General features: G+C 62.7%; 20 protein-coding genes and 1 tRNA gene. 8 read left to right on the top strand and 13 right to left on the bottom strand.

Features of this window, described 5'->3' with window-relative positions:
- Positions 1-546: 546 nt before the first annotated feature.
- The 9 genes from GXP39_05865 to GXP39_05905 all read right to left on the bottom strand — a co-directional run bounded on the left by GXP39_05865 (position 547) and on the right by GXP39_05905 (position 9,745).
- A complete protein-coding gene (locus GXP39_05865; protein ID NOZ27566.1) occupies positions 547-909 on the bottom strand; it encodes a hypothetical protein in 363 nt (120 codons plus the stop codon).
- A 159-nt stretch (positions 910-1,068) separates the two neighbouring features.
- A complete protein-coding gene (locus GXP39_05870; protein ID NOZ27567.1) occupies positions 1,069-1,554 on the bottom strand; it encodes a DinB family protein in 486 nt (161 codons plus the stop codon).
- 568 nt (positions 1,555-2,122) lie between these two features.
- Positions 2,123-2,464, bottom strand: a complete 342-nt coding sequence (locus tag GXP39_05875; GenBank protein ID NOZ27568.1) for a type II toxin-antitoxin system VapC family toxin — start codon at positions 2,462-2,464, stop codon at positions 2,123-2,125.
- Positions 2,461-2,736, bottom strand: coding sequence for a type II toxin-antitoxin system prevent-host-death family antitoxin (locus GXP39_05880; protein ID NOZ27569.1), 276 nt, complete (start codon positions 2,734-2,736; stop codon positions 2,461-2,463). The genes GXP39_05875 and GXP39_05880 overlap by 4 nt, the downstream gene beginning before the upstream one ends.
- 291 nt (positions 2,737-3,027) lie before the next feature.
- Positions 3,028-3,104: transfer RNA gene (locus tag GXP39_05885), tRNA-Pro, on the bottom strand.
- Between the two features lie 151 nt (positions 3,105-3,255).
- Complete coding sequence (locus GXP39_05890) at positions 3,256-4,584, bottom strand: sulfatase-like hydrolase/transferase (protein NOZ27570.1); 1,329 nt, start codon at positions 4,582-4,584, stop codon at positions 3,256-3,258.
- On the bottom strand, positions 4,448-6,601 hold the full coding sequence (locus GXP39_05895) for a PAS domain S-box protein (protein NOZ27571.1): 2,154 nt from the start codon (positions 6,599-6,601) through the stop codon (positions 4,448-4,450). The genes GXP39_05890 and GXP39_05895 overlap by 137 nt, the downstream gene beginning before the upstream one ends.
- A 317-nt stretch (positions 6,602-6,918) precedes the next feature.
- Positions 6,919-8,034 (bottom strand): NAD(P)-binding domain-containing protein, encoded by a 1,116-nt coding sequence (locus tag GXP39_05900; GenBank protein NOZ27572.1) that lies wholly within the window; start codon positions 8,032-8,034, stop codon positions 6,919-6,921.
- A gap of 58 nt (positions 8,035-8,092) precedes the next feature.
- The gene (locus GXP39_05905; protein NOZ27573.1) at positions 8,093-9,745 is read right to left on the bottom strand and encodes a cobalamin B12-binding domain-containing protein; all 1,653 of its coding nucleotides are present in this window, start codon (positions 9,743-9,745) and stop codon (positions 8,093-8,095) included.
- 554 nt (positions 9,746-10,299) lie between these two features.
- On the opposite strand from GXP39_05905, the gene GXP39_05910 reads away from it, so the two are divergent.
- Positions 10,300-11,112 (top strand): metallophosphoesterase, encoded by an 813-nt coding sequence (locus GXP39_05910; protein NOZ27574.1) that lies wholly within the window; start codon positions 10,300-10,302, stop codon positions 11,110-11,112.
- 93 nt (positions 11,113-11,205) lie between these two features.
- Here the strand turns inward: GXP39_05910 and GXP39_05915 are convergent, their stop codons facing one another.
- Positions 11,206-11,910, bottom strand: coding sequence for a uracil-DNA glycosylase (locus tag GXP39_05915; GenBank protein ID NOZ27575.1), 705 nt, complete (start codon positions 11,908-11,910; stop codon positions 11,206-11,208).
- 167 nt (positions 11,911-12,077) lie between these two features.
- Here GXP39_05915 and GXP39_05920 point away from each other — a divergent pair, with 167 nt between their 5' ends.
- The 7 genes from GXP39_05920 (at position 12,078) to GXP39_05950 (ending at position 19,948) form a co-directional block, all read left to right on the top strand.
- Positions 12,078-14,030 (top strand): hypothetical protein, encoded by a 1,953-nt coding sequence (locus tag GXP39_05920; protein ID NOZ27576.1) that lies wholly within the window; start codon positions 12,078-12,080, stop codon positions 14,028-14,030.
- Positions 14,031-14,576: 546 nt separating this feature from the next.
- Positions 14,577-16,010: an extracellular solute-binding protein gene (locus GXP39_05925; protein ID NOZ27577.1), complete on the top strand. Its 1,434-nt coding sequence runs from the start codon at positions 14,577-14,579 to the stop codon at positions 16,008-16,010.
- A gap of 37 nt (positions 16,011-16,047) precedes the next feature.
- Positions 16,048-16,920, top strand: a complete 873-nt coding sequence (locus tag GXP39_05930; protein NOZ27578.1) for a sugar ABC transporter permease — start codon at positions 16,048-16,050, stop codon at positions 16,918-16,920.
- Entirely contained in the window at positions 16,920-17,771 is an 852-nt protein-coding gene (locus GXP39_05935) for a carbohydrate ABC transporter permease (protein ID NOZ27579.1), read from the top strand. The genes GXP39_05930 and GXP39_05935 overlap by 1 nt, the downstream gene beginning before the upstream one ends.
- Positions 17,772-17,780: 9 nt before the next feature.
- A complete protein-coding gene (locus tag GXP39_05940; protein NOZ27580.1) occupies positions 17,781-17,978 on the top strand; it encodes a DUF2160 domain-containing protein in 198 nt (65 codons plus the stop codon).
- A 6-nt stretch (positions 17,979-17,984) separates the two neighbouring features.
- On the top strand, positions 17,985-19,061 hold the full coding sequence (locus tag GXP39_05945) for an alcohol dehydrogenase catalytic domain-containing protein (protein NOZ27581.1): 1,077 nt from the start codon (positions 17,985-17,987) through the stop codon (positions 19,059-19,061).
- A gap of 116 nt (positions 19,062-19,177) precedes the next feature.
- Positions 19,178-19,948, top strand: a complete 771-nt coding sequence (locus GXP39_05950) for an SDR family oxidoreductase (GenBank protein ID NOZ27582.1) — start codon at positions 19,178-19,180, stop codon at positions 19,946-19,948.
- 455 nt (positions 19,949-20,403) lie between these two features.
- Here the strand turns inward: GXP39_05950 and GXP39_05955 are convergent, their stop codons facing one another.
- The 3 genes from GXP39_05955 to GXP39_05965 all read right to left on the bottom strand — a co-directional run bounded on the left by GXP39_05955 (position 20,404) and on the right by GXP39_05965 (position 23,153).
- A complete protein-coding gene (locus GXP39_05955; GenBank protein ID NOZ27583.1) occupies positions 20,404-22,242 on the bottom strand; it encodes a hypothetical protein in 1,839 nt (612 codons plus the stop codon).
- Between the two features lie 361 nt (positions 22,243-22,603).
- A complete protein-coding gene (locus GXP39_05960; protein NOZ27584.1) occupies positions 22,604-22,936 on the bottom strand; it encodes a DUF2442 domain-containing protein in 333 nt (110 codons plus the stop codon).
- On the bottom strand, positions 22,917-23,153 hold the full coding sequence (locus GXP39_05965) for a DUF4160 domain-containing protein (protein NOZ27585.1): 237 nt from the start codon (positions 23,151-23,153) through the stop codon (positions 22,917-22,919). The genes GXP39_05960 and GXP39_05965 overlap by 20 nt, the downstream gene beginning before the upstream one ends.
- Positions 23,154-23,205 lie beyond the last annotated feature (52 nt).

A 23,205-nucleotide genomic window follows, 5' to 3' on the forward strand; every position in this document is an offset into this window, starting at 1 on the left:
TCAACGAGGCGGCAAGCGTGAGTGAACGGCAGCAAGTGAAATGTCTGTCAGAAGCGGTTAGGCGGCGCACAGATCAGGCTGTCCGACCTCCAGCGACCAGATCAGGCGCTCGCAGAGAGGTGACAAGTCCGACAACGGGCACGTCCCACGCCCTCTCGTGGGGGCGATTTGAGGTCATCGGTGGGGTCTAAGAGGGAGTCGGTGGAGATGTTCAAGATATTTGCGACAGCAACTATGCCCCAGTAAGAGGGGCTTCAGTGACCGTTTCCAGTCCGGAGCGATACGGCTCAAGAGAAGGCTTCCTGGCATCAAAAAGATGATGAGCCCAAATTCGAATCCATCTTTATGATCCCTTACAACCTTCCCAGCATTTTTGATCTCATCTCCCCGAGATGATATCCGTATCCCTATTGTATCAGAAAAGATCCACGGGGAACCTTAAAATTCTTCCCGCCACGGATGTCAACGTCGACAAACCGGTCCGTATGGGGTTCAACCGTGGGGCGTCTAACAGCGAGTCCGCACCAGGCATGATTAGGCTGTCTGCTATTGTGCCCGTAGCTCTGTCCTGTACGCCCAATTGACCAGAAAGAGAACGCCGACCAAGGCCAAGGGGCCGGAAATCGCCAAGTAGGCGACCCAAGGAAAGCGCCCCCAAGTCCAGGCCACGTAGAACACCGCCAAAGCGCTGAACAGGATCGCCCCGACCCACTCCCACCGCCACGCGACGATCAACGCGATCACAACGATGTATGTCGGGACGAGATGGATCAGCAGGGCGAGAATCGTTTCCCAGAAGCCATACCCCTCACTGAGGACATCCAGGGCAAATAAGCTCGAGAACAGTGCGAAAAGGATGCCCAGAATCCTCGGAGCCCAGAAGAAAAGCCTCTTGGTGCTCGTATTCATTGATCTCTCCTCTATACTATCGCCCAACAGGACTGGGTTCATCGGCCATCAGGTCTCAAGGCGCCATCCCACCACCCCCCGGAACGCTCCCAGGAGGAGTTGGCAGCGCGAGCCAATGCGGTTTTCAGCGCGACGCCCCCACCGTCACCGCTTCCTCGATCAACGCCAGGTCTCCTTCCTTATCCCGAAATGAGACTGCAAAGCCACCAATTGCCCCTGGTGATGCATCGTATGCCTGAGAGCGTAGATGAGATGGGAGAGAACCGTCCCGCCCGACCACTCATACAAGTCAAATCCTTTCACCAGATCGTCATCGGTTGCGCTCTCAAAGAATGCGCTCACCTTCCCCGCCACTTCCTCCAAATAGGCAGCACATTCCTCTTTCGTTGGCCAATCTTCAGGCCCCGTCTCCCACCAGGGGCCTCGGAATCGATGGCCCCACTCAAACTCCTCGTCGGTCTTGCCGCTGAAATAGAAGTCTAACGACTCCAGGGTGTGGTATGCAATCACAGCCGGCACGAACGTTTCCGAGAAGCCTGTTAACCATTTCTCCGGAGGAATATTTCCGATCACTTCCCGGAGCATACCGAGTGACCGGTCAAATTGATCGAGGAGTCCACGACAGATGACCCGGGTATTTTCCATTGCCCTACCCCCTGTTTGAAGTCACCCTGTCTGGGTGGACACTTTCAGGCTTGGGACGTTGATGGGGAAGAGCATGAGCTCTTTCGAATTGGATAGGCGACATGGAGTGGATAGACGAATGGCACCGATGCAGATTGTACGAATCCTCGATGAACCCAAACACGGTCTTCAGTGCGTGTCTGAGAAACATACCACGAAGCCACTAAGACACCAAGAGGAGTATCAAAGGGAGTATATTGAGGACTCTTCTTACATCCGTAGGCTCTCCATAGTGCATTTCCGCTTTCTCTATTTAGGGTCTTAGTGCCTTAGTGGTTCCTACTCGTACTTTTCAGACACACTCCCAGACCAATTCCAGGACCCACCGGCGGAACTCTGTTGGACACAGTGGACGGGTCCTGGACATCTTTCTCTCCTCGGGTAACACCTGCATCGACCCAACCGATTTATGTCGGATCAGAAGCCTATTTCAGGAAATCCGATAGATCCTCTGGGAATGGAATCAGACCAATCCGCCTCGCAGCCATCCACAAGTGCCGATCGAACGTGGCCATGATGACAGGATCGCTCATCGCATCCTGCCCGACGCCGCTGCCAGATGGATAGCATTATATCCCCGCAGCGAGTGTTCCCAGGCCAGCATCTCCGCACGGGCGGCCACCGCCTCCGTGATCTGAATGCGCACGAGGTCCGACCACTCGCCCCAAAAGGTATGCAATGCGGCCATTGCCTCTTCTCGGCTCAACGCCCCGAGGCGCACACCTTTGGCCAGGGCGGCCCCGCCCTCGGCCCGGGTGATGAGAGCAGTCCCCGCCACTGCAATTGTGGATATAACCTCGCTTACCTCCGGCGAACCCGGCTCAGCCACATAGCGCTTCACCAGAGCGCTGGCATCGAGATAGAGAATCATTCCCGATCTTCCAGAAGCATCTCGGCGATAGTACGGTCACCCTTCGTCTCAGCTACTGAAGCCAGTGGGCCCAACTTCCGCCCGCTCCAGGAGACCAGGCCGGCCTGGACCAGATCCTGCACGCGCTCCTCCCTCGAGGGCCGCATGGGAACGCTTCGAGCGATGGGCTTGCCGCGCTCTGTGATCACCACGGTACCACCGGCCTTCACCTGCCGCATATATCGACTCAAGCGCGCCTTCAACTCCCGAATGCTCACCGCCGTTTCGCCCATCGTCTGTATCCTCCACCACCTATCGGATGCAACCGCCCTTTGTGGTCACATCATATCTGTTTGGGCCACATACTGCAAGGCGAGCAGAAACACGCCCATCGTCAGGGGGTGCGGAGTGAAGCTGAGGGCAACGCCTGTCGCGCACGTTTCTTAACATTTCATCCGTGAGGTCTCCAACATGTCGGTGGGATATGCCGAGGGGTCGGGAAGAGGACTTCAGGACAATTGGAAACCCCACGGATAGTCGATTCGCACCATCCGTGGGGTTTCCAGTAAAGCCGAACGATAATCTGGTCGGGGCGAGAGGATTTGAACCTCCGACCTCACGGGCCCGATCCGTGTGCGCTCCCGGACTGCGCTACGCCCCGATGTCTCTATGATACAGGCCCATTATACCCGAGCCCCCTCGCTTTGACAAGTTCAAATCGTTGATCGTAGTGTATCCAAAAGGGTGGAAATGGGGTACACAGCCCCGTTGATAAACGCCTCCACGCCACCACGGACAGCCTGCCGCCCCCCTTACCCGCCGCCAAACACCCGCGCAAACAGCGCCCTGTGCTCATCGAGCACGTCCCGATAACCCGGATCCCGGGCGGCGTTTCGCATCTCGCCTGGATCCCGGCGGAGATCGATCAGTTGCTCCCGGTTCTCACCATGATCATAGAGCATGTACTTGTAACGGCCGGTGATCACCATGCGGCCGATCTCGCTCTCCACCGGGAGATACGTCCGCCAGGATCGAGGCGTCCTGCCCTCGGCCAGAGGGCGGAAGCTCATCCCCTGTAAGTCCTCCGGCGGCGCGATCCCCGCGTAATCACACAACGTCGGGAACAGATCCAGGCCATTGGAGATCAGATGCGCATCATCCACTGCGCCCGCCGGCGTCACGCCCGGCCAGCTGACGATCAGCGGGACCCGACAGGCCTCCTCGTAGAAGGCGGTCTTGTGTTCCATGCGGTGCGCCGCGTCCATGTCCCCGTGGTCGCTGGTGAAGATGATCACCGTCTCCCCCTCCCGTCCGGCCTCGCGCACGGCCTCGCAGATCCGGGAGATCTGCGCGTCGACCATCTCGGTCAGCCGGCCATAAGCCCAACGATGCATCCGCCACCGCTCGGCCGTATACCGCTCGCGAGCGAGCTGGCGGAACGGCCTCTGCGCCAGCAACATCCGGATCGCCTCCGGCTCGTCCTGCTGCGGCTCGTGATTGGGAGGGAGCGGAGGACAATACCGATCGAAGAACTCCTCCCTGCTGACGCCATCCGGGATCCGAAGCGCCTTATCCAGCGTTTCCAGCTCCACCCGGCCGCTCTTCACCAGGCGCGCCTCCGCCTCCGTCGCCGGGAAATCCCGGATCGCCATGTAGCAGATATCGTGAGGATTGATGAAGGAGGCGAACAGGAGAAAGGGCTTCTCATGCTCCCGGCGGATGTACTCCGCACAGGTTTCCGCCAGGCCATCGCGCTCATCGGGCGTGAGGTAGTCGAATCCGAGCTCCTGGACGCTCAAATTAGGCAGGTGAACCTTACCACCATAGGCGGCCTCGTAGCCCGCCCGGCGAAACAGCCAGCCCAGCCCTCCCCGTTTGATATGATCCGGTATGTCCCCCAGATGAGCGGTATCGTTGCTCCGCAGCCCGATCTCGCTCGGCATGCGTCCGGTCATCAGGCTGAAACGGGAGGGCACACAAACTGGATTCGTGCAATAGGCCCGTTCAAAGCGGATCCCCGAGGCCGCCAGACTGTCCATGGCGGGCGTGCGTATATACGGATTGCCCGCGCAGCTCATCATGGTAGCGCTCTGTTGATCCGTGAGAATCACGATGATGTTCGGCCGCGTCCGCCCTGCCATGCGTGTCTCTCCCCTGGGGAGCCTCCTGATCCCCCCGCTCAGCCTGCTCGTCGCTTCCCGTCGAGAGGGGATGCTCCACTTCCCTCGGAGGCCTCAATGGCAGCATCACGTAGAACGTGCTCCCTCTTCCCTCACCCTCGCTCTCAGCCCAGATGCGACCTCCATGCAGCTCCACAATCCTGCGGCACAACGCCAGGCCGATTCCCATGCCCCCGAAGCGTCGAGTTGATCCCCCATCCACCTGATAGAAGCACTCAAAGATCTGCTCCAGCTTGTCCGGCGGGATCCCCACGCCCTGGTCGGATATGGCCATCAGAACAGCTTCCTGCTCTACCCAGACCCGTATGCGCACCTGGCCACCGCCGGGGCTGAACTTGACGGCGTTATCGATCAGATTGCACAGCACCTGGTAAAGCAGGTGAGAATCCGCCACCAGAGGGGGCAGATCGGGAGGCACATCGATGAGAAACTGGACGCCGCTTTCCTCCGAGCGCGTCTCCCAGGCCCGTATCGCCTTATGCAACAACGGCTCCAACCGCAACTCCGTCGCCTGCACCGCGGTCACATCCAGCGTCTGCAGCATCAGGAGCCGGTCCACCATATAGCGCAACCGCTCGCTCTGCACATCCAGGGTGGTCACCGCCTCCACCTGCGCGGCGGTCAACGGTCCCAGCAATCCCTCCTTCAGCAGCTCCACATATCCCTTGATCAGCGTCAGCGGGGTGCGCAGCTCATGAGAGACGTTGCCGATCATCTCATCCCGGGCCTTCAAGGCCGCACGGAGCTGGGCATTGGTCCTCTGAAGCTGCTCCTCCGCCTGTTTACGCTCGGTCACATCCAGGAGGGTCCCGACGATGGCAGGGCGCCCCCGGTAGTCCACGCGCCGCCCCAACACCTCGCAATACACGCAAGAGCCGTCCTTACGCCTGCCCCGGAACACGTAATGAGCGAATTCCACCTCGCCCGTAAGGCGCTTCGCGACATACTGCTGCACCCGCTCGTGATCCTCCGGGAAGGTGAGATCCAACGGCCCCATCTTGTCGATCAATTCCTCGGGCGTGTAGCCGAACGTCCGGGCCAGCGCGGGGTTGACGTAGCGGAACTTGCCATCCTGGAAGATGTACACGCCCGCCAACGACTCCTCGGTGATCATGCGGAAGCGCGCCTCGCTCTCCTTCAGCATCTGCCAGACGCGCTGTCGCTGGGTGACATCCCTCAGAAGGTGCAAGATCGCCGGCCGATCCTCCCACAGGATCCGCATCACGTTGGTCTCCACCCACCGCACGCTCCCGTCCCGATGGACGATCCGGAACGGGGGGATCCGGGAGAGCCGGACGCCCTGAAGCAGCTTGCGCTGATACCGGGCCACCGCCTCTCGATCCTCCGGGTAGACGAACGAGATGAAAGGACGCGAGACAAGCTCCTCCTGAGAATACCCGGAGAGACGGGTCGCCTCGGGGTTGACGAACTTCAACATACCGTCCTGGGCCACCACGACGGCCTCGCTCGCGTTCTCCATCAACAAGCGGCTCTTCTCCTCGGACTCCCACAGCGCCCCCTCGATCCGTTGGCGCTCCGCCAACTCCCGCTTCACCCGTTCATGCAGATCGTGAAACCGCCCGATGAGCGTTCCCACCAACGCGATGGACAGGGAGCCAAACAGGACCCCGCTCTGAAAGAGGAGATACTCCTCCCGCACGCCCTGGGCGACCAGGGCGACGAGAAGAAAATTCAGGAAGAAGATCGAGAAGCCCACGAGGGCTCCGGCCCGCATGCCGAAAAAGCTGCCGGCGGACAGCACGGGGACCAAGGAGAGGATGACCGTCTGCGGCCCCAAGGCGCGAAAAACGGGGACAAACAGCACCGCGTAAAGAGCTGTTGTGCCCAGGACGAAAAACAAGGATCGCGCCCGGTGGGGCGGGACTCCCAGCCGCCGGATATAGCGGCTGAGCCCCGCGCGATCGTCGGTCCGCGAAGGGTCGGTCTGTGGAGAGCGAGGCGTTTGATATGCTTTCATACGCTCTAAACATGCCTCATCTCTCCACGATGGTCAATAGCCCCACGGTAGTCATCCCTATGAGCGTGTCTGAGAAATGCCGCTGCTTCTGCGATGGAGAGGCCTGAAAGGGCGAAGTCCCTCCGGAAAAAAGCCTTTCTCCCGCCCTCGACCCGCCCGGCCTCGGCCCAGATCCCTGCGGCAAGGGCCGAGAAAGGCAGGTCCAGGCCGGAAAAGCGGGGTTTCCGTGGAGGGGAGGTCCCCACCACATCTTCCCTCGTGGGGAATGTGATCCCGCAGGAAACCAAAAGCAGGGGAGTCACAACGCCCCATCGAGGTCAACGATGAGGCAGCTCCCCCTCCAGGACGTAATGCCGCAGCTCCGTCACGCTCAGATTCTCGATGCCCAGCTTGTCCAACGTGCGGCCGCGGCGCCAGTAGTCCGTGCCATGGATGATGCACGCCAGCTGGATGATGGCCTCCATCCCCCGCACGGAGACGCCATACCGGGCCCCCAGGGAGGCGATGGGCACCAGGCTCATGGGCACGTCCTCGAAGATGTATCGATGCTCCAACGTGCGCGGGGCCTTGATGCCATAGTAGCCGGGATTGGCATGAATGGCCTCGTTCAGATTCGATCCACGGGCGTCATACGCCATCCGCAGCCACTCGATCGCCGACCGCACCTCAATGCCCAACGCGGCCGCCACCGTGATGCGCTCCCGATCCAACACCTCCAGCACGCGTGCCACGGAGGGCGTCACCCCGTCGATGTAGAACTGAAACTCCCCACGGGTGGACTCGATGCGCCCCGCGTTCAGGATCGTCAGGGCCGGGTGAAAGATGGCCCCCATATTGTTCAGGCTGGTGTGCAACACGTCCTTGCCATCGATAAATTGGGGATACGCATCCGTGAGAGCCTCCAACACCGCCCCCGTGCGAAAGGCGGGCAGGGCAGCCAGAGGCACGGCCTCCTTGATGCGGAAGATCCGCACCTGCGCCGGGCCAACGGAGCGGCTGGCGTAGATGAAGGTCTCCGTCTCCGCCACGGTCACCCGGGCCGTACACCCCTCGTCCCGCAACACCTTGACGAACTCCAGGGTGCCGCCGGTTCGCCCGGGATTGAGAACCACGATCTGATCGTCCTGCAGATAGGGCGCCATCGACATGGCCACATCCCGGTGGGCCGAGGATGGCACCACCACCATGATCACCTCGGCGCCATCCAGCGCCTCTTGGATGTCCGAAGTCACACGCTCCAGCCGGGCGAACCCGTGGGGCCCGCCGTCGAAGCTCTCCAAATCGAGCCCTCGACGCAGCCGGATCGCCTCAATGTGACCGGGCGTTCGATTATAGAGGGTGACGGGGAACCCCTTCAGTGCCAGGTGAGCGGCCATCGCCTTGCCGCCATGTCCAGCGCCCACGATCGTAAAGCGAGTCACTTCTTGAGTCATGGCTTCCTCTCTCACGCACAATAGCCTCGCCGGCCCTCATGGCCGACAGGATACACGCCTACACGTCCCCAAGCTCCAGCCGAGTGATACGCTCCGCCTCCGAAAGGGGCCGGCGGGTCTCCGGGTCGATGGCCTCACAGCAGCCATTGATGATACGGGTGACGATCTGCCCACGAGCGATCGGGCTGTTGCGCAGATGGGGGGCGTCCAGGATGCCCGTCGTGATCGCCCGGGCCAGCGTGCCGGGATCGGCCAGAGGATCCGAGACGCCCGGCCCGGCCAGGGAACGAATCGCATCCAGCGTCACCCACGCCTCCGAGATCAGGTGGTCCTTGCGATCCTGCACGGCCGGGTCGGCCGTCATATCCGGCGCGCCCCGCAGCGCGTTCTCAATGGCCCGCCGGGCGATGCGCACGCTTTCGATGAGCTCCTCCGCGGTGGTGGCATGATCGGCCTCCGTGGCCCCCACCACGTGCACGATATGGGGATGCACGGCCATCTGAAGATACACGGAGGCGGCCAGGTGTCCACGAGCCGCCGCCGGCTCCACCGGATAGCTCAACAGGCCCGTACGCGTCTGCCGGTACACGCGAAACTCCGGCCCGGCCAGCGACTCGGACATCTCAATGCACGCCAGGATCTTGGCCAGATCCATGCGATCGGAGACGCCCGCCGGGCTGTTGAACATGTACTGCGCGATGTAATCCCGCACGCCCATGGCGCGGGCATTGTACGCGGACAGGTAGCTGGCGACCACGTAGATGACGTCGGGTGCCTCCCGCATTCCCCAATGGTGCGGCTCGTTCACCTCCACCGGGATATCCCGCTGGGCGTACCAGCACATCAACTTCTGATGCTCCCGCAGCGATCCCTCCAGGTCCCACGGGCCACGGCCGTCCAGCTGATTGAACCAGAACAAGGGGATCGCCGCCCAGGCGATGTGAATCGTCTCCACGTACATCTCGGCCAGCCGAATGAAATCATCGGTGCCGGTATACGTCCGCATGAGCGGATAGTTCCCCCGCCGGCTGGCGGCGTACAATCGACGGAAGTCCTCGGCGCTGCGAACGGGCACCCCGCCGGCCCCCTTGCGGCGCGGGTCCTGGCGCTCCGGGTGGAAAAAGTTCTCCTGGGCGTCCTGGTCCGTCCCCAGGGAGATCACATCCAACACCCGGGATTCGGCGATCTTCTCGATGCCCGCCACGGTATCCTCCACCGTGGGCAGGCCGAAATGGTGGCGGATGATGGGATACGGGGCCTTCCATCGAATGCGCTCCACCAGCGTCTGCGGATAGGCCTCCTCGCCCTCCTGGGCCACCCGCTCCCCCTTCAGGTACGCGATGACCTCCTCAATGGGCTCCTCCCCACTGAAGCAGATCTCGAACAACGCCAGTTTGCGGGCCAACTCCACCACAGGGGGCGTCCCCCCGAAGGCGAAGCGGCGATCCGCCAGCCCAGCCTCGATCACAGCCGCCTGGAACTGGCGCAGCAGCGGCTCGGCGGTCTCCGGCATGAGCCGATAGCTCACAGCCACCAACTCGGGATCGTGTTCCCGGATGGCCGCCAGGAAATCCTCAATGGAGACGGCCGGCCCCAGGAAGACCGTGCGCCATCCCAGCTCCTCCGCCAGATGAAGCACATGAGCGATCCCAGCTACATGTACGCACTCCCCCAATGCACCGCCTATCATCACACCAGGAACAGCCACCATTCGCCTCCTGTGGTAGGTTCATGATCGCGAAAGCCGAAGACGAGGATGTATCCGCCCAAGAAGACGGGGCAGATGTGCGAAGAGCCCGAAGAAGCCCCCAAGCCCCCGACGCAAAAAATGGGCCAGGAACGAACCTGGCCCACTGATCACGAAGAAACGGCTTCCGACGGTTACGTCGCAGATATTCCGTTGAGACGGCCCCAACCCCACGGAGCCAGACAGAGCCTGGACCGGGCTCATCGCAGTTAGGCAGGCAAACTCCGCACCAGGATCGTCCTAGAGTTCATGAAACATTATACGGCCCAGCGCACCGGAAGTCAAAAGCACCGGGCCAGCCCCCCATCCAGCATCAACGGCAGCGCTCGCGCCGCCCCAAAGACTCAGTGATGCTCGAACCTCTATGACGTCGCTCACCGAAATGCACAGCTTCCATCCGGTCAAGTCGTCCCGACGCCCGGCCTGTGCGCATACGCGGCGGATATGGTAGGATGGAACTGAGTCCGCTCGCCCTTCGGCCGAGCAACGACCCGCGTACAATCCCGAGAGGAGATTTGATGGCCTCCAGCTCTCACAAGCGTGTCGCCTGGCTGACTGATATCCATCTGGAATTCCTCGAGGCGGGTATGGCCGCCTTTCTCGATCGCCTGGCCGCCTCCGAGCCGGATATCGTCCTCATCGGCGGCGACACGGGCACCGCCCGCGATGTGATCCCGTTCCTGTACATGCTGGAGAAGAGCCTGCGACGTCCTATCTACTTCGTCCTCGGCAACCACGACTTCTACAGAGGCTCGATCCGTCAGGTCCGAGCGGCCGTACAGGAACTCTCCCAAGCCTCACGATGGCTGCGATGGCTCCCCGCACAGGGGGTTGTACGGATCTCCGACACAACCGGCCTGTTGGGGCACGGTTCGTGGGCAGACGGACGCCTCGGAAACGGGCGGCGCTCGCTGGTCGAGCTGAACGACTACTACTATATCCAGGAGCTGATGGGACTCTCCCGGGAGGAACGCTTCGAACGGCTCGCCACCCTGGGCGATGAGGCGGCGGCGCACTTTCGCCGCTGGCTGCCCGAAGCCTGCAGCCGATTCCGGGATATCTTGCTGCTGACCCACGTGCCGCCGTTCCGAGAGGCCAGCCGGCACAAAGGACAGATCTCCGATGACGAGTCGCTCCCGCATTTCTCCTGCCAGGCAGTCGGCGACGTCCTGCTGGACGTCATGACGCGACACCCAGAGAATCGCCTGACCGTGTTGTGCGGGCATACGCACAGCCCGGGGGAGGTCTCGATCCTGCCCAACCTCCACGTCAAGACGGGAGGTGCCGAATACGGCCGGCCGGACCTGCAAGAGATCCTCCTCATCGATTAAGGCCAGATCCCAAGCGAGCGACTGCAGACGCCTGGCACATGGGAATCGGGTCTGCAAGGAAGGGGCGATCAGCCGACATCGCCCCCGAGCCCCTCACCGGGAGTCCCCCTCCACCAGCGCACGCGCCCGCTCGAAGATCGCATCCAACATGGCCTCGGTCAGGCGCCCGGTCTGGGTGTTCTGGCGGCTGGGGTGATACGAGGCGAGAAGACACGGCAGGCCGCCGGGCAGATGATAAAGCGCCCCATGGCCAAAGCGATACCGCGGGAGATCATGCCCCATGCCACGCAACGCGGCCAGATAGCCGTCGAAGGCGATGCGCCCCAAAGCCACTGTCACCCGCACCCGCGTCAGAAGCTCAATCTCCCGCTGCAGGAACGGACGGCAGTTGGCGATCTCCTGGGCGGTGGGCCGATTCTTCGGCGGCACGCATCGCACCACTGCCGTGATGTACGCGTCATGCAGGCGCAGGCCGTCGTCGCGATGCTCCGTGGTCGGCTGATTCGCGAACCCGAACCGATGCAACGCCCGCATGAGCCAGGCGCCCGAATCATCGCCGGTGAACATGCGCCCGGTCCGGTTGGCGCCGTGGGCGCCCGGGGCCAGCCCCACGATCAGCAAACGGGCCTCCCGGTCGCCGAATCCCGGCACCGGACGCCCCCAATACTCCCAACCCTGGTAGGCGCGTCGCTTCGTCCGGGCGACCTCCTCCCGCCATGCCACCAATCGGGGACACGCCCGGCAGGTGATCACCTCCTCCGTCAGCCGATCCCAAGCACCATCCCGAGACGAACGCATCACACGCAAACCTCCCCCGATCAACATGCCACGTAGGATAGGACACCCCCGCCGATCCGTCAATCCGGCGCCGCACCCGCGCCGAACAGGCCGCCGCCGCCCCACCCACTCGACGCCGGATGTGGTATACTCGGAGGGAACCCCGAAGGGCGCGAGGAGCCGAAACCATGAACGCAACCAAGGCGACCATCCGAACCGTGGCCGTGGGAATCGCATGTGCGATCTGGCTGCTCGGGATCGCCCTTCCCATCGCCCTGGCGGACACCCTCCCCGAAGGCACCTCCCCTCCGCAGGTGTTCCTCCCCTCCATGCTCTCCGAACTCCCCTTCGTCGGACAGGAGATCCGCATCAGCGCCATCTATTACGATGCTTACGGGTCCGGGGAGAGAGACGAGGCGATCCAACTCTGGAACGTGGGGAAGCAGTCCGTCTCGCTGGAGCGGTGGCGGCTGGAGGACGGGACCCGTACGGCCGTGCTCCCTGCCCTCTGGCTGGCCCCTGGCCAATTCCTGTGGTGCACCCGCGAGGCAACCGCCTTCGCCGCCGAGTTCGGCCACGCGCCCGACTGTGAATGGGGGGATGACACCGATCCCGCCGTGCCCAACACCCAGGGGGGCGTGCTGCGCCTTTCCAACAAGGGCACACGGGTGACGTTGCGCTCCCCCGACGGCACGCTGGTGGACGCGGTGGTCTATGAGGACGCGAGCCCGGGGCCCGGCTGGGAGGGCTCCCCGCTGGAGCCGTACACGGCCGGGGGATTCGGGGCCGAGGGCCAGATCCTGTACCGCAAGCTGGACGCGCACGGACAGCCGGTGCCGGACACCGATCGCCCCGAGGATTGGGCCGTCGATCTGCAGGATCCTCTAACCGGGCGACGCGTGCGCTACCCCGGCTGGGATCTGGAGACGTTTTGGCCCGCCTACGTGGTGACAGACACGGCCTACCTGACGGTGACCATCGCCCCGGACAACCTCTTCGAGACGACGCTGGCGCACATCCAGGCCGCCCGGGAGAGCATCGCCTTTGAGGGATACGTCCTGGAGAGCGTACCCATTGGGCTGGCGCTGGCCGAGCGCGCTCAAAAGGGGGTGGACGTCCGCATCCTGCTGGAAGGGACCCCAACAGGCGGTATCGGCGATACCCAGCGCTGGATCACGCAGCGCATCGTGGAGGCCGGCGGCCACGTATACTACATGGTCAACGATCGCCAGGACGCCCATGATCGCTATCGCTATCAGCACGCCAAGCTCATGATCTTCGACGATCGGATCGCGCTGATCAGCTCGGAGAACCCCACGCGGGATTCCATGCCGGACGACGACAAGAGCAACGGCACATTGGGGCGGCGTGGCGTCGCGCTGCTCACCGACGCCCCCAGGGTGGTCGCACGTGCTCGGGCGCTTCTGGCGGCCGATCTGGACCCGGAGCACCACCGGGACATCTTCGCCTGGGACGCGGCCGACCCGGTCTACGGGGCCCCCCCACCGGGCTACAAGCCGTCCCCTATCGAGGATGCGACCCTCTATCCCGTCCGGTTCCCCACGCCGCTCACCATCACCGGCACCTTCGCCTTCGAGATCGTGCAATCCCCGGAGACCAGCCTGAGGCCCGACGCGGGGCTGCTGCCCATGATCGCCCGCGCGGGCCCCGGCGATACGGTGCTGGTGGAACAACTTTACGAGCATCACCACTGGGGCCCCAGCGACAGCAACCCGGAGGTGGACCCCAACCCTCGCCTGGAGGCGTATCTGGCCGCGGCGAGACGGGGTGCCCGCGTGCGGATCCTCCTGGACAGCTTCTTCGACGACCCACGCAATCCGCGGAGCAACCTGGCCACCATCGCCTACCTGAACGAGATCGCCCAGCGAGAGGGATTGGACCTGAAAGCGCGTCGGGGCAACCCGACCTATCTGGGCATACACAACAAGATGGTACTGGTCGAGGCGAACGGCCGGGGATGGGTCCATGTGGGCAGCATCAACGGCTCCGAGGGATCGGCCAAGGCCAACCGGGAGCTGGCCCTGCAGGTCCAATCGAACGAAGCGTACCGCCTCCTGGCGACGATGTTCTGGCAGGATTGGGCGGCCGCGGAGCCGTGGTACCCCAGCGCCACGCCCTGACCCCGTTGTGGTCTCACGCGCCCCATAGACCATCCACCGCAGCGCCCAACAGGGCGATCCCCTCCAAAGCCCCCCTCTCCCTGCCCTCGCCGCCTGAGTCTTACCTGAAACCTCCCAGACATCCCGGCGCCGCTCGAAATCGCTGTCCTTCGATTATCCCCTCCGGATTTCCAAATCCTCTGTGAACAGATTGACCTTCATGGATCAAAATAACCAGAAAGAATTTATGTTAAAAATATGGTTGACAGGTGGAAAATGCCGGACTATAATATTCTATAGAATTGAGAGATGCTCTTTCCCCTCTCAACTCCTCCCAAGTGGCATGTGACGAAGTCCACTGCCAAGCAATGCTGAGACCGCCAACCAGAAGAATACCCGTAAGACCTTCATGAAAGGAGGTGATGTCCGGGTCAACCACTAAGGCTGCCCAGCTTACTGGCGCTGCACACGAACGTTTTCCGACCCTTCCAAACATCACTTCTCAGGAGGTCAACCATGACTACCAAGCGTGTCAGTACCCTCTTCAGCCTGATCGTCGTCGTGTCCATGTTGTTGATCGCGTGCGCGCCACCCGCAGCTCCCGCACCTGCGGCCCCAGCCGAAGAGAAAGCCCCGGCGGAGGAGATGTCCTGGTGGGCCAAGGCGGCCGAGCCCTACAAGGGCGTGACGATCAAGGGCATCTCCGAGAGCACACCCCCCTCCAAGTACATGCAGCAAGTACTGGCCCCAGCCTTTGAGAAGGAGACCGGCATCAAGGTCGAATTTGAGGTCACATCCTGGGACCAGATGTATGACAAAGAGATCAAGGACATGGAGTCCGGCACGGGCATCTACGACTTCGTCTACATCGAGCAGGACATCATCTACGCATATCTGGCCCGCGACTTCCTGGTCGATCTCACCAATTTCATGGACGAACACCCCGAGCTCGTCTACGCGGACCTGGATCTGGACGACTTCACCTCCTTCATCGACTACTTCAAGGATGATCAGGGCCACATCTACGGGCTCCCGTTCGAGGCGTTCCTGAAGGTCTACCTGTACCGGAAGGACCTGTTCGGAGATCCTGAGGTTCAGGCGGCCTTCAAGGAGAAGTACGGCTGGGACCTGCGTCCGGCGACGAACTTCGACGAGTACGCCCAGATCGCGGAGTTCTTCACCGAATGGGGCCAGGAGAAGGGCCTGGAGCTGTGGGGCACCACGGTGCAGGCTGGATCGCATCCGGCAGCCTTCTACGAGATGGCTGAGACGATCTGGCCCTCATGGGGCGTGTACAACTGGGGCATCAACATGGAGACCTGGAAGGCGACCACCGCCAACGGCGGCTCGCTGGACAGCGACAAGGCCAAGGCGGCGCTGGGATTCTGGGTCGGCATGCTGAAGTACGCCCCGCCGGAGGCCACCAGCAGCACCTGGGATGAGGTCGCGGCGACCTTTGCGGCCGGAAGAGCCGCCCAGGGCTGGGTCTACGGCGAGAACGCCGCCTGGATCGCCACGGACGAGACCCGCTCCAAGGTGGTCGGCAACGTTGGCGTCGCCCTGCCGCCGACGGCCCCCGGCGTGATGGAGGAGGCGGAGGCGGGCAAGGGCTACATCGGCTACTACGACGGCGGAGCCCTGGGCATCCCGCACTCGTCCAAGAACAAAGAGGCCGCCTGGCTCTTCCTCCAGTGGGTGAGCCGCAAGGACTTCCAGGGCGACTTCGCGGCCGCGGCGGCCCGCATCGTTCGCAAGTCCACCTTTGACGATCCAAAGGTCAAGGAACTGGATCCCAAGGTGGATGGTTACTTCACGCTGATGAAGGAGAAGGGATACCTGTTCGCCGGTGCGCCACCCTTCCCCTTCCACGCCCAGATTCGGGAGGTCATCCTACCGTACGTGCTGAAGGCGATCTCGGGTGAGATGACGCCGGAAGATGCCCTGGATGCGGCGGCACAAGACGTCGACGCCGAGCTGATCCAGCTCGGGTATGGTCAATAACGATCATGCCAGCTGTCATGCAGGGGGTAGAACCTCAATGAGATCAAACCGCACAGCGTGGGGGCTTCTGGCCCCCACGCTCCTCGTTCTCGGGTTTGCAGGGCTTTTGCCCTTCTTTTATGTCGTCTACGTCGGGTTCTTCGACTGGAACGTATTCTCCAAGACAGGCGATCTGGTATGGGCGGGCGCCAACAACTACCGGCGGCTGGTCTTCGACACCGAGTTCCTGGCCGCCCTCAAGCGGGGCATCGTCTTCACCCTCTGGACCGTCACCCTGGAGATGGTCCTGGGTATGGCGCTGGCCCAGCTCCTCATGCGGGAGTTTAAAGGCAAAAGCTTCTTCCGGGCCGTACACGCGCTGCCATTGACGGTAGCCCCCATCGCGGTCGGCGCCACCTGGCGCCTGATGACCATCCCCGGCCTGGGGCCTCTCCCCTACTACCTGCGCCGCATCGGCATCGATTACAACATCGGCCGGTATGCGGGACAGGCTTTTGCGACCACAGTGCTTATGGATGTGTGGCACTGGACCCCTTTCGTCACCCTGACCCTGCTGGCGGGTCTGACCGCCCTACCTCGCGAGCCCTTCGAGCAAGCCATGGTAGACGGCGCCAACCGCTGGCAGATCCTGCGCCACCTCACCCTGCCCATGCTGCGTCCTGTGATCCTTACCGCTCTCTTCCTGCGCATCATGGACGCGCTGCGCATCGTGGATGAGGTGTGGATGCTCACGGGCGGGGGGCCGGGCACGGCCACCCGATACGTCGGCATCCACGTCTGGCGCGTGGTCTTCCCCAAGACGGACTACGGTTACGGCTCCGCCATGTCGGTGCTGCTGCTATACTTCACCATCGTGCTGTGCTGGCTGCTGCTAACCGCCATCACACAGGCGCGCAGGGAGACCGACTGATGAAACCCAACCTACGCAAAAGCCTCTCACAGGCGATCAACTACATCGTCTGGACCTTGCTCACCCTGATCACACTGTTCCCCATCTACTGGATGTTCCTGGTCTCGGCCCGGACACGTGTGGAGCTCTTCGACAAGCCCAAGCTGTATCAGACGAGCTTCTACGCCGAGAACTTCATCCGCCCGTTATTCCGAGACGTCTACGGGCGCTATCTGCTGAATTCGTTTATCATCTCCACGGGAAACATGCTTTTGGTGGTCGTCCTGGCCATCCTGGCCACGTACGCCCTCTCGCGATACCGCATCCCGGGCGATCAGAACATCTTCTTCTGGACCATCACCAATCGAATGGCGCCGCCCGCCGCGTTCATGCTGCCGTTGTTCCTGCTATACAGCCGCGTTCTGCGCATAGGTGACTGGCGCCTGTTCGACACGCACATCGGCCTAATCCTGGCTTATTGCGTCTTCAACCTGCCATTCGCCATCTGGCTGCTGAAGGGGATCGTGGACGGCATCCCCATCGAGCTGGACGACGCGGCCATGGTAGACGGGGCCTCGGTCATGCAGGTCATCTGGCGCATCATCGTGCCGCTGGCCGCCCCAGGCATCGCCATCACGGCGCTGCTGAGCTGGATCTTCGCCTGGAACGAGTTCCTGTTCGCCGCCACCCTGACCAGCGTAAGGGCCCGCACCATCACCACCGGCCTGTCGGAGTTCGTGACGGTGGTGGGGACCAACTGGGGGGAGATGGCCGCCATGGCCATCGTGTGCCTGGCGCCTGCTATCCTATTCCTGGCGCTCGTGCAACAGTACATCGTGGTCGGCCTGACCTTCGGCGCCGTGCGTGAGTAGGAGGCGTACATGACACGAACGCAGAAGCCCCCGAGGCGTGGATTCCTGCCGATGGAGACGAACCTGTTCGATCGGATCTTCATCGGCGTCGTCCTGTTCGTGGCCATCCACTTGCTTTGGATGCGATTTGTGGAACAATATATCCCACTGACCGTGGCAACGATTCTATCCGTGGTCCTCATGTACGTGATCGCCAAATGGGGGTAGGACGACATGGTTCCTAAGACGATGAAAGCTGTCGTGGTACACGGCATCCGGGACTACCGGCTGGAGGAGGTGCCGGTCCCGCAGATCGGGCCGGGCGAGGTATTGGTGCGCGTGCTGGCCACCGGCATCTGCGCCAGCGACGTGAAAACGCACGAGGGGTATCGCGTGTGGGGATCCGAGGAGATCCCGGCCTATATCGAGGCACCCGTGATCCCCGGCCACGAGTTCGTGGGCCAGGTGGTGGCCCTGGGGGAGGGCGCCGGCGAGAAGTACGGCCTGCAGGTGGGCGACATGGCCGTGTCCGAGCAGATCGTGCCGTGCTGGCAATGCCGATTCTGCAAGCGCGGCCAGTATTGGATGTGTCAGCAACACGACATCTACGGCTTCAAGAAGGACCGGGCCGAGGGCTCCTGGGCGGAGTACATGCGCTTCCCAGCCAACGCCATCAACTACAAGGTGCCCTCGGATATTCCGCCCGAACACGCGGCCCTGATCGAGCCGCTGGCCTGCGCCATCCACGCCGTGGAGCGGGGCGATATCCAGCTGGGCGACGTGGTGGTGATCGCCGGGATGGGGCCCATCGGGCTGTGCATGCTGCAGGTGGCGAGGCAGAAGGGGCCGGGGCTGCTCATCGCCCTGGACATGAAGCCCAAGCGCCTGGAGCTGGCCAGACAGCTCGGGGCGGACCTGGCCATCGATGTGAGCCAGGGGGACGCCGTGCAGCGGGTGTTGGACCTGACCGACGGTTACGGGTGCGACGTGTATATCGAGGCGACGGGAGCGGGTCCGGCCGTGGGGCAGGGGCTGCAGATGCTGCGCCGGCTGGGGACGTTCGTGGAGTTCAGCGTCCACGCCGGCCCCGTCTCCGTGGACTGGTCCGTCATCGGCGACGTGAAGGAGCTGAACATCCACGGCTCTCACCTGGGGCCGTACTGTTACCCGCTGGCCATCGAGTATCTGCGCAATGGCGTGGTCAACGGCGGCGCGCTCGTGACCCATCGGCTTCCTCTGGAGAAATTCGCCGAGGGGTTGGAGATCGCCCACCAGGGCGACGAGTCCATCAAGGTGGTGCTGATACCGTGAGGCGGGGAACGGAGGACGGAGGGCGTGGAACGCAGGGCGGAGGGTGACGATCGCCACCTCCTCCTCACTTTTTCACTCCATCACTCTTTACGTTTCGCCTCTAACGGAGGTCAACCATGGGCATCCTGGATCGCTTCCGACTGGACGGCAAGACGGCGCTGGTGACCGGCGCCGGGCGGGGAATTGGCCAGGGCTACGCCCACGCGCTGGCCGAGGCCGGTGCCGATGTGGCCATCGTCGACATCGATGCGGAGGCGGCGCAGAGGGTCGCCGAGGAGATCCGGGCGCTGGGCCGCCGCTCCCTGGCCATCGTCGCCGACGTGACCCGAAAGGCCGACGTGCAGCGGATGGTCGACACGATCGTACAGGAGTGGGGGAAGCTGGACATCGGCGTGAACAACGCGGGCATTGGCGGCTGGGCCAACGCCGAGGATATGACGGAAGAGGAGTGGGATCGCGTCATCGACGTGAACTTGAAGGGGGTGTTCCTATGCGCCCAGGCCGAGGCCCGGGTGATGATTCCTCGCCGCTCGGGGAAGATCATCAACACGGCCTCCATGTCAGGCACCATCGTGAACCGGCCACAGAACCAGGTCGCATACAACGCGTCCAAGGCGGGCGTCATTCACCTGACCCGGAGCATGGCGGCCGAGTGGGCCAGGTATGGGATCTGCGTGAACTCCATCAGCCCGGGATATACCTACACGCCGCTGGTCGAATCACCGGAAGTGCGGGACATGATCCCGCTGTGGTTGAAGGACATCCCCATGGGCCGCATGGCACAGGTGAGTGATCTGCAGGGGGCCGTCGTGTACCTGGCGTCGGAGGCCTCGGATTATGTGACCGGGCACGATCTGGTCATCGACGGCGGGTATACGGTGTGGTAACCGGGCCCTTCCCTCGCGGCCTATCCCCCACCCTGGAGCGCTACACCGACATCACAGCGCGAGGCCGCCACGAACAAGCCGATACGAGAAGATCACGCCGCCTGCCTCGGGATGGTATCCCCATCCGGCGCAAACGAGGCAGGCGGCGTCGTCATGTATGACCACGGCAAACATACGACATATAGGGGTATGCGCCCTTCTGGATACAAAATAGCGGAAAAAGGAATCCCCTGAGGCACGATCGGCCGAGCCACGTCCACCGTTTATCCAGCGCCCCATTCGCATCAACTGAACAGCATGGGCGAGGCCCTTGCCTGTCGCTTTTTCCCTCCACAGGCGGCCGCACCTGAAAGGGGAGGTGCGGAGGGGAAGCCCCTCCGAGCCACCCCGGAGATGCGGGGCCACGCTTCCGTATCGCTTAACTTGATACCAATGCCACCGTTTATCCAGCGCCCCTACCGACCGCGCAGCACCAGGGGCAAAAGCACCTGAGGCCCCCGCTCCCTTCCAAACACGCCACTGCCCAAGGTCCCCGCGTAGAGGGTGGACGGGGTCTGCGGATCGACGGCGAGGACCTCAACATAGAGGTCGGTGAGGCCGGCGTTGAAAGTCCCCCAGGAGGCGCCGCCATCGATGCTCTTGAACACGCCGCCGCCGTACGTCCCCGCGTACAGCGTGGCTGGGGTCTGCGGATCGATGGCCAAAGCCCGGACATGGACATAGGACAGGCCGTTGTTGATCGCGACCCATGAGGCGCCGCCATCCACGCTCTTGAACACGCCGAGGCCGCTCGTCCCCGCGTAAAGCGTGGATGGGGCCTTCGGGTCGATCGCCAAGTCGAGCACGAAACGGTTGGTCAGGCCGTTATTAACGGCAGTCCAGTGAGCCCCACCGTCGATGCTCTTGTACACGCCACTCCCCTGGGTCGCGGCATAAAGCGTAGAGGAATCCGTCGGGTCGATCGCCAGAGCGTAGACGGCTGCCGTGGTCAGGCCGGTGCTGACGGGATCCCAGGAGGCGCCGCCATTGGTGCTCTTGAACACGCCGCGTCCCCTCGTCCCGGCATAGAGGGTGGTGGGAGTCTGCGGATCGATGGCCAGGGAGAAGACGGCGTTATCGAGCAAGCCATTGTTGATCGCACTCCAGGAAGTCCCGCCGTTGGTGCTCTTGAACACACCGCTGTCCAGGGTCCCCGCGTAGAGGGTGTTCGGGGTTTGCGGGTCGATCGCGAGCGCAAGCACCTGACCTCCGGCCAGGCCAGCGTCCATAGGGCTCCAGGTTTCGCCGCCATCCACGCTCTTGAACACGCCGCCACCGTACGTCCCCGCGTAGAGGGTGGTTGGGGTTTGCGGGTCAACGGCCAGGGCCCGGACATCGGCAGCGATCAAGCCGCCGTTCACGGGGGCCCAATTCCCGCCGCCGTCCGAGCTCTTGAAGACGCCACCGCCCTCCGTCGCGGCGTAAACGGTCGTCAGGTGCTGCGGATCGACGGCCAGGGCCAGGATGTAGGTGTTGGCCAGGCCGTTTTTGGCCGCCGTCCAGCTTCCACCGCCGTTGGTGCTCTTGAACACACCGCCGCCATAGGTTCCCGCGTAAAGCGTAGCCGGGGTCTGGGGATCAATGGCCAGGGCCCGGACATCGGTGTTGGTCAGCCCGTTACGGACAGCGCCCCAGGAGGTGCCACCGTTGGTGCTCTTGAACACGCCGCCACGGAGCGTTCCCACATAGAGGGTGGAGGGCGTCTTCGGATCGACGGCCAGGGTGTAAATATAGCGATGGGTCAGTCCGGCGTTGATCGCGCTCCAGGTGCCGCCGCCATCGATGCTCTTGAACACGCCGCCGCCCCACGTCCCCACATAGAGAGTCGAGGGGGTCTGCGGATCGATCGCGAGCGCATAAACGCTGGAAGTGGGCAGCCCGGTGCTTATCAGCTTCCAGGAGCCCCCGCCATCGGTGCTTTTGAACACCTTTCCGCCATGCGTCCCCGCGTAGAGGGTGGCGGGCTGCCCGGGATCAATGACCAGGGACTCAACATTTGTATCGAGCAGACCGGCGTTGACGGGAGTCCAGATGTCGCCGCCATCGGTGCTCTTGAACACGCCGCCTCGCGTCGCCGCATAGAGGGTGGCGGGGGTACCCGGATCGATCACCAGGGCCCGCACCTCGGCATTGGTCAACCCGGTGTTGATCGCACGCCAGGAGGCGCCGCCATCGGTGCTCTTGAACACGCCGCCACCGTACGTCCCCGCGTACAGCGTGGAAGGGGTCTGCGGATCGATGGCCAGGGTGTACACTCTTCCGCACCCAGGCCCGTGGTTGGTCCATATGCCCGAGCCTGCGGAAACCGGAATGGTCTGACCTGTCATCAGTAAGATCAGGGAGACGAGGAGCAAGACTCTCGAGGCGCTTACGTAAGCCATGAGGGGGACCTCCACTCCAGAGGACAGATTACGGGCGGGATAATCAGACGATCCTCACAAGTCTTCAGGCTTCAGGGTTGCCATCCAACGGCCAAGGCCGGTCACATGCTGGGCGTCAGCAACCCACGCCAATCGACTGGATGATAGCGACGTATCGCTTAACGGCAGTGCCAACGACTGGCAAAGCCAAGCGGGCGTAACGAGCGAAGGCGAAGCCAGCCTGCTGGATGCAGGGTCAAGCAGAGTCCTCCTCTGCCTCGCCTGATTCTCGTCCCAGCCCACGCCTCTTCAGCCATTTCTGCAGCGAGCGTTGGCTTTCTTGTGACGGAATCCCGGCCAGCAAATGCTGCACTTCAATATCTTCATCCAGATCCGGCCAATGAATGCCTTCCCCATCCCCAATCAACCGCCAATTCGCTCGCTCCTCCGGCCTTCCATGGAGAAGTCGGGGGAACCAGGCCAAAGGCACACTAATCGTGCGGCCGTCATCCAACTCCACGATGAGTTCCTCTGCAGTTACCTTCACCGTTTGCGCTCGCGCCTGCCGCTCAATCACCAAAGTATTCATGCCATGCCTCCAGAAACTCCTGCTCATGCTCTTCGACGAGCTGTTGAATTCGCCGTATCTCATGGGGTCGGAACCGACCACTGGACTGCAAACGTACTGGATTGAGCCAGAATTTGGCCACTTTCTGTTCCCGTTCGACATGAATATGGGGTGGCTCGGAACGGTCACCGGCGTAAAAGAAAAACCGATATGGTCCTACCTGTTTGATAGTGGGCATTATCCTTTACCATCGGGCAGACGGAGAATTCGCTTTTAGTGTAGCATATCTA

This window comes from Chloroflexota bacterium, assembly GCA_013152435.1.
In the GTDB taxonomy this organism is placed as follows: Bacteria; Chloroflexota; Anaerolineae; order DUEN01; family DUEN01; genus DUEN01.